Source organism: Argonema galeatum A003/A1 (genome assembly GCF_023333595.1).
Lineage (GTDB): Bacteria > Cyanobacteriota > Cyanobacteriia > Cyanobacteriales > Aerosakkonemataceae > Argonema > Argonema galeatum.
Genome location: NZ_JAIQZM010000009.1, coordinates 200,493 through 206,492, shown reverse-complemented (window position 1 = coordinate 206,492; position 6,000 = coordinate 200,493). Strand labels below are relative to the sequence as shown.

Genomic DNA, 6,000 nt, shown 5'->3' with positions numbered 1-6,000 from the left:
GTAGAGACGTTTCATGAAACGTCTCTACAATGTTTAGGCCAAAAATTCTCATGGGGTAACCAACCCGGATTTGGTATTATCCGTCAGATGGCCCAAAGTCGAGTCGCGTGCGTAAACGATCTACTTAACTTACCTATTCTGCTAAATTACTACCCACGATAGATGTACTTTTTCTCACTTTGTTGCAAATATTTACCAAATCTTTATATATACAGCGGCTTGCAGCCGCTGATGGTACACTAAAATGATTTTCTTCATAGCGTAGGGGCGAAGCCCGCCCCTACAATTTACCTGTACCTCACCCACTCGCAAGCCGCTGTATGTGTATTTTCTTTATAACTGTAAAGTAGGATGGGCGCTGCCCACCCTACAAATTTTAAACTTGCACCATGCCACCAGCGGCTTGAAAACGGGCGCGTGCCTTTTTCCAAGCTTGAGTTGCCTGAATTTTTTCCTGACGGTTTTCGCTGTTTTGAACTTGGTTATAGCGCTCTTGGGCTTGGTTATAAGCGGTGCGAGCGGCTTCCAGATTGATGGTATCGCTCTTTTCGGCACCGTTAACCAAAATGGTGACGCGATCGCTTTCCACTTCTGCAAATCCGCCCATCAGAGCAATAGCTACCCAATTTTTATCTGGGCGAACTCGCATCACACCGATATCCAAAGCCGTCAAAAGTGGTGCGTGTCCACTCAGAATACCCAATTGCCCGGTTGTGCTGGGCAGAATCAATTCCTGGGCTGGGGAATCCCAGACTGTTTTGTCTGGTGCAATTACACGAACAGTTAAAGTCATAAGTTGTCAGTTGTCAGTTGTCAGTTGTTAGTTATCAGTTGTCAGTTGTCAGTTGTCAGTTGTGTTTTTTCTTGACCGCTGACTACTGACTACTGACTACTGACAGTTCGATTACTTACCAGACTTGATCTTTTCGGCTTTGGCGATCGCTTCTTCGATCGTACCAACCATATAGAAAGCCTGCTCCGGCAGAGCATCCAATTCCCCAGAGAGAATGCGTTGGAAGCCTTTGATCGTTTCTTCCAGCTTCACATACTTACCGGGAGAACCAGTAAACACTTCTGCCACAAAGAACGGCTGGGACAAGAACCGCTCGATCCTACGCGCACGAGCCACTGTCATGCGATCGTCTTCTGACAGTTCATCCAAACCTAGAATGGCGATGATGTCTTGCAGTTCTTTATAGCGTTGCAGCGTGGATTGCACAGCACGGGCGGTGTTGTAGTGTTCTTCACCGACAACGCTCGATTGCAACATGGTGGAAGTGGAATCCAGCGGGTCAACTGCTGGGTAAATTCCCTTTGACGCCAAACCGCGAGATAGCACCGTGGTAGCATCCAAGTGAGCAAAAGTGGTTGCCGGTGCGGGGTCGGTCAAGTCATCCGCAGGTACGTACACAGCTTGAATAGAAGTGATCGAACCTTCGTGGGTAGAGGTGATCCGCTCTTGCAAAGCACCCATTTCGCTAGCTAGAGTGGGCTGATATCCCACAGCGGAAGGCATCCGACCCAGAAGTGCGGATACTTCAGAACCAGCTTGCACGAAGCGGAAGATGTTGTCGATGAACAGCAGCACGTCTTGCTTGTTGACATCGCGGAAGTATTCCGCCATTGTCAGAGCAGACAGACCAACGCGCATCCGGGCTCCCGGTGGCTCGTTCATCTGACCGTATACCAGCGCTACCTTAGATTCGCCGATATTTTTTTCGTTAATGACCCCGGATTCCTTGAATTCGTTATAAAGGTCATTACCTTCGCGGGTGCGTTCGCCCACACCGCCAAACACGGACACACCGCCGTGAGCTTTGGCGATGTTGTTGATCAGTTCTTGGATGATCACGGTTTTGCCCACACCAGCACCGCCGAACAGACCAATCTTGCCACCCCGACGATAGGGAGCCAACAGGTCTACTACTTTGATACCAGTTTCAAAAACTGAGGGTTTGGTTTCCAATTCCGTCATCTTGGGGGAAGGACGGTGGATGGGGAAAGTTTCCGTGGTATTGACTGGGCCGAGGTTGTCAATTGGTTCGCCCAGGACGTTGAAAATCCGACCCAATGTACCGGCACCAACTGGTACGCTGATGGGTGCGCCGGAGTCTACTGCTTCCATACCGCGCACCAACCCATCGGTGGTACTCATCGAAACGGCGCGTACCTGGTTATCGCCCAGCAGTTGCTGTACTTCGCAGGTCACGGACATTTCTTGTCCGGCGGCGTTTTTGCCTTCAATCTTGATGGCGTTGTAAATCTGCGGCATTTTGCCGGTGGAAAATTCAACGTCTACAACGGGGCCAATAATCTGGGTAATGCGCCCAACGTTTTTATTGTCTGTGGTGGCTACCATGCTTACGCCTATCTTTCAGATACGGGAAATTGGTTTTAACATTTAGCAATGCCATTTTTCAGATTACCACCGAACGCGATCGATCTACGGGTTATGGCTCTAGCACTTCCATCTTTCCCCAAATCCCTTCCCTAAAAGAAACCGGGTTTCTGGGCCAACGATAAAGAAACCCGGTTTCTCAAAGAAACCGGGTTTCTGGGCCAACGATAAAGAAACCGGGTTTCTGGTCTAACCAAATAAGCGCAGAACGCACAAGCGCTGCACTTCCAGCTTTGAAACCGAGGAAATACAGATAATAATCAAAAAAATCTGGTGTGATTTCCAGCTATTATCAGCCTGGCCTATACTAATAGACCTCTCCAAAAAAGAATGTAGAGACGTTGCATGCAACGTCTCTACAAGGGGTTCAGCTAACGCACCTTTAATTTCTGGAGAGGTCTAATGAGTAAAAAGTTAAACCAGCCATCTAAAGGCAACATCCTTGTCCAAGCGAGATACCCGACTTCTTTGAGAAGTCGGGTATCTGTGTACCTCACTCACCTGAAAAGCGCTGTATGTTGAACAACAAGTCTGCTAATCTCTAGTAAACTTATTGAGCAAATACCTAAACCATGAGGTCTTTCCCTATTTATTGCCTCATGGTGGGGAAAAGTTAACTTTGAATCATTGTGATTCCACCAAACCCAAATATGAGTATCAAGAATAATCACAAATCATTTACCTCAACATCTTGATTCATTTCCCAATCATCGGTAGAAATAGCGGGTTCATTAGGATCTGCTAAATAAGAATATGGTTGCATTTCCCTAAGAGGATTAAGGGCAAATTTGCTTTGGCTTTCTGAAGTATAGGTTATTTCACCCAACTTTTCTGGGAGACTTTCTCTCAAAATGGCAGAAGCTAGTTCTTCAAAAGACATTTTTTTTAAAGCAGCTGCTTTAATTAGAGATTCTTGAATTTCTTGGCTGATGTAAATATTAGTACCAATCATTGTTAAATTTTTTTACTTTCTTTGGGTGGCGATCGGACTAGAGAATATTCTGCGAAATATCCTTAATTATAATCGGAGTTGGGAAAAGTGCGATATGCCTACGGCACACTGCGCGATCGCATTTTATCCATTTCACCAAAAAGCGATCGCACTTGCATCCCCTGACCCATATCTTGCACCTTTCTCAGTCAGGCTTGAGAAACCGGGTTTCTTGAACACCCATCATAAAAGCGCGATCGCACCAAACATTCTTTACTCAGACACCCCAGAAACCCGGTTTCTTTGAGAAACCGGGTTTCTAGCGCCATTGCATCATCCCCCCAAAAAAATAGCCGTGCTTTCCACTGGGAAAAACACGGATTATGCTTTAATTGGTTTGACAGGTTTGTTGCAACTGTTATCCTAACCTTTCTGTTCGTCGATTCGTTTAGGTGGTTAGATTATGCTTTTGCTGTCGCTTTCTGCTGCTGTTTGCGCTTCAGCATAGAAGCAGCACCTATTGCACCTAGCCCCAACAGACCGATTGCGGAGGTAGGTTCGGGCACAGATTTCGATCCAATGGTTAAGTTGTCAATTTCAATATAGCCATTGGTAGTGGAGCCTCCGTTTGCAAGCCCAATGTGAATACCTTTAATGCTTTTCTCAGATGTGATGCCCCAAAAACCTTGCCCTGATGAAGCCAAGGAAAAATCTTGCGTGCTATCGTCTCCTAAGATGACATGAGCAAAGTAGTTAGTACCAGCAAAAATATCAAAGCCTGCCCCAAATACACCAAGTGAATTTCCTACTGTTGTTTGGGTAAAATCTAGCAAGAAAGAACCGTTACAGCCAGCGCAGTATTTATGACCGAAATTTTGTTCCACGATCAAGTTCCAGTTGTTCCAGCCAGTGGTATTGTATTGGGTTTCGCCAAGTATGCTACTCATCTGAGCATCCGAATGAATATCAACAGTTGACCCGTTAATAACATCACCATTTAAGTAAGCTGGGTTTTCGTAATCATCAACAACCAAAGTGTCCAGTTCGTTCTGAAAAGATGTCCGCTCGCTGAAGAGACTGTAAGCTTGTGCATGTTGCGCCACCAATCCTGTTCCTAAAGCAACAACTGCTGCACTTGCTGTAGCCATCGATAACTTTTTCATCATAGTTGAGGTAGCCATTTTTCCGATCTCTCCAAACAAATTAAGGTTGACAGTGAGAATTACTCTAGAAGTAGGATTCGCGAAAACCTTCGGATTAGTAGAAACTACCCATCAATATCTGTAAAACTTACTGTAGTTAGGTAATTTCGCGCTCATCTGAGTGTTACCACTGAAAACAGATTGGCATACCCCGATCGGTCTTGTCAGTACTTTGAGCCAATCTTCATCAAAAAAATATATTTAAAGATAGATAAAAATATCGCTAACAGGACTCAAAACTCAGCCAAAATACTGATGATCAGAGGCTTTCATCCGTCATAATACGTAAAAAGTTGTGCTAAGACTCGATAAATTTGGCAAATAGGTATTGACAAATGCAAATTCTGTGCATCCACACTTACGTGAATGTCACCCACAGGCGAATTTCCGGCAAGATGCCGATCTACGACGTTCTTTCGTCAGTGTGGGGAGGGATACGTAGGCTTTAGCATCTCGGTGGTATAGCTAGGGACTAGGGAAGAAGTGTTTATAATCCGCCAACGTTTCAGGAATTCAGAATGCCTTAACCGACGAGAGCGGTTGCTATACATAGCCCTCTTCTGTCACTCTCCGAAAACATTTGCCATTTCTGAATTCTAGAGCTTTTGTATAGCAAGCGATCGCACTTTAGATTCTTTGCTCACACACCTCAGAAACCCGGTTTCTCAAAGAAACCGGGTTTCTTCAAGCGTCTAGTTGATTTCGTTGTGCAAAGGCAACTGGCGTGTCAACATTAAAGAAACAGTCCAGGAACTAACGGAGGCACTTCTATGAGCGTAACCGTTCCCGTTCAAACGATTAAACTCACTCCAGGCAGCCAGATAACTATCCCTAACCTTTCCTGGCAAGACTTCGAGCAAATTCTGATCGACTTAGGAGAAAAACGCAATAGCCGCATCACCTACTACCGAGGAACCCTAGAAATTATGTCCCCGCTAGCCTTGCATGAACGTCCCCACCGCATTATTGCTTACATTATCACAACAATTCTGGATATACAGGGGCGTAATTGGGAAGATTTTGGCTCAACTACCCTCAAACGTCCAGAAATTGCCGGAATTGAACCCGATACCTGTTTCTACATCCAAAATGCTGACCTAATGCAAGGTTGTACTAACTTGGATTTAAAACAGTATCCACCCCCAGATTTAGCAATAGAGGCGGATGTTACTTCTAGAACTACCTTAGATGCTTATGAAGCGATGGGCGTTCCTGAAGTTTGGATTTACCGTAACCAGCAACTAAAAATTTACTTACTTGTCTTACAAGGCTACACAGAAACATCTATCAGTCCCACCTTTCCCGACTTACCCCTCACCGAACTCATTCCCCAACTGGTGGAAAAAGCGATTAATGAAGGCACCAGTAAAATGCTGCGCGACTTAAGAACTTCTCCCCCTAGCCCCCTCGCCTTTTAGGAGAGGGGGGAATTAAAGTCAAGTGTTGGTAATTATTTTTAATAAGAAAGA

6 protein-coding genes are annotated in these 6,000 nt (G+C 45.3%); 2 read left to right on the top strand and 4 right to left on the bottom strand.

Going from position 1 to position 6,000, the window contains the following annotated elements; all coding sequences use genetic code 11:
- Positions 1 to 376: 376 nt before the first annotated feature.
- The 3 genes from atpC to LAY41_RS12305 form a co-directional block, all read right to left on the bottom strand.
- A complete protein-coding gene (atpC, locus tag LAY41_RS12315) occupies positions 377 to 793 on the bottom strand; it encodes an ATP synthase F1 subunit epsilon (RefSeq protein ID WP_249071399.1) in 417 nt (138 codons plus the stop codon).
- Between the two features lie 111 nt (positions 794 to 904).
- Positions 905 to 2,359 (bottom strand): F0F1 ATP synthase subunit beta, encoded by a 1,455-nt coding sequence (gene atpD, locus LAY41_RS12310; RefSeq protein ID WP_249071398.1) that lies wholly within the window; start codon positions 2,357 to 2,359, stop codon positions 905 to 907.
- Between the two features lie 706 nt (positions 2,360 to 3,065).
- Entirely contained in the window at positions 3,066 to 3,350 is a 285-nt protein-coding gene (locus tag LAY41_RS12305) for a hypothetical protein (RefSeq protein ID WP_249097841.1), read from the bottom strand.
- A gap of 94 nt (positions 3,351 to 3,444) precedes the next feature.
- On the opposite strand from LAY41_RS12305, the gene LAY41_RS12300 reads away from it, so the two are divergent.
- Positions 3,445 to 3,636: a hypothetical protein gene (locus tag LAY41_RS12300; protein WP_249097838.1), complete on the top strand. Its 192-nt coding sequence runs from the start codon at positions 3,445 to 3,447 to the stop codon at positions 3,634 to 3,636.
- 154 nt (positions 3,637 to 3,790) lie between these two features.
- Here the strand turns inward: LAY41_RS12300 and LAY41_RS12295 are convergent, their stop codons facing one another.
- The gene (locus tag LAY41_RS12295) at positions 3,791 to 4,477 is read right to left on the bottom strand and encodes a PEP-CTERM sorting domain-containing protein (RefSeq protein ID WP_249097836.1); all 687 of its coding nucleotides are present in this window, start codon (positions 4,475 to 4,477) and stop codon (positions 3,791 to 3,793) included.
- An 824-nt stretch (positions 4,478 to 5,301) separates the two neighbouring features.
- Between LAY41_RS12295 and LAY41_RS12290 the strand changes: the two genes are divergently transcribed.
- Positions 5,302 to 5,949 carry a Uma2 family endonuclease gene (locus LAY41_RS12290; protein ID WP_249097834.1) on the top strand — a complete coding sequence of 216 codons (648 nt, stop codon included), beginning with the start codon at positions 5,302 to 5,304 and terminating at the stop codon, positions 5,947 to 5,949.
- Positions 5,950 to 6,000 lie beyond the last annotated feature (51 nt).